Raw genomic sequence first — 1,423 nt, forward strand, 5'->3', positions numbered from 1 at the left:
CAGGACCAACCAATGGAACGGTAACTATAGCTACAGATGGAACCTTTAGTTATGTTCATGATGGAACCGATACCACAAGCGATAGTTTCACCTATACTGTAAAAGATGCAGACGGAGAAGTATCGAATGAAGCTACTGTAGCGGTAACGATCACTGCGGTGAACGATGCACCGGTAGCTTATGCTGTGAGTGTTAGCGGTCCTGAAGACACTAATATATCGATGACCTTAAGTGGTAGTGATGTTGATGGAATTGTGGAAAGCTTTATTGTTAAAACACTTCCAGCTAATGGAATATTGAGATTGAATACTGTTCCAGTGATTGCTGGTCAGGTTATCCAATTAGCAGATGCAGACAAGTTAATTTTTAGTCCTACATTAAATTATTATGGTGTAACAAACTTCGACTATACAGCAGTAGATAATGAAGGATTGGAGAGTGAAATAGCTGTAGTAGGTATTACTGTTACGGCCTTAAACGATGCGCCGGTTGCTGATGATGTAAATGTTAGTGGTCCGGAAGATACAGATTTGGAAATAACATTAAGTGGAATCGATGTAGATGGAACGATTGAAATATTCACCGTTAAGTCTCTTCCTATAAAGGGTGTACTGTATCTAAACAGCAATCCGGTTGTCCTTGATCAGCAAATAGATTTTGCCGATGCAGATAAACTGATTTTCAGTCCAAATTTAAATTATTATGGAAACACCAGCTTTATCTATACAGCTACAGATAACCATGGATTAGAAGGTGAGACAGCAGTGGTTAGTATAGAAATCACTTCAGTAAATGACGTGCCAGTAGCGGTATCAGATAACTATGTTATAAAAGAGGAAGGTACAGTAACCCTAACCCCTTTAGATTTAGATACAGATTCGGATGTTGACGACGTATTAAGTATTGTTTCCATCAATGGAGTGCAATTGACAGGTGGATTACAAGAGATCATAACGCCAAATGGGAAGGTTTACATCGATGCAAGTGATATAATAACATTCACACCCGATGTTGATTATAATGGAACAGAGAGGTTTGCTTATGTAATTACAGATGGAACAGCAACGGATACCGCTAATCAAAACATTGAAGTTACACCAGTAAACGATGCAGCTGTTATTGCAGGAGATGATAATGGTGCTGTTGAAGAAGATTCTTCTGATCCTATCTTAACCGATAATGGTACCCTTACAATTAGCGATGCAGATTCTGGAGAAGCTTCTTTCCAAACTACCGGAATAGTTGCCAGTGCAGATGCACTTGGAAGCTTGACTATCGATGCAGCAGGAGAATGGACTTATACAGTTCCAAATGGCGATGTGCAGTATTTATCTGAGGGAGAAACTAAAGTAGAGACCTTTAAGGTTTTCAGTTTAGACGGTACAGAACATACCATTACAATAACTATAACAGGAGTGAATGA

Annotated in this window: 1 protein-coding gene; it reads left to right on the forward strand. The window is 39.1% G+C overall.

Annotated features, from left to right (window positions below; genetic code table 11):
- Window positions 1-1,423 (forward strand): Ig-like domain-containing protein (locus tag ABYT07_RS21105; RefSeq protein ID WP_372993953.1); only part of this gene is annotated, 1,423 nt, incomplete at both ends.

This window comes from Sulfitobacter sp. (genome assembly GCF_041552635.1).
Taxonomy (GTDB): Bacteria; Pseudomonadota; Alphaproteobacteria; order Rhodobacterales; family Rhodobacteraceae; genus Sulfitobacter.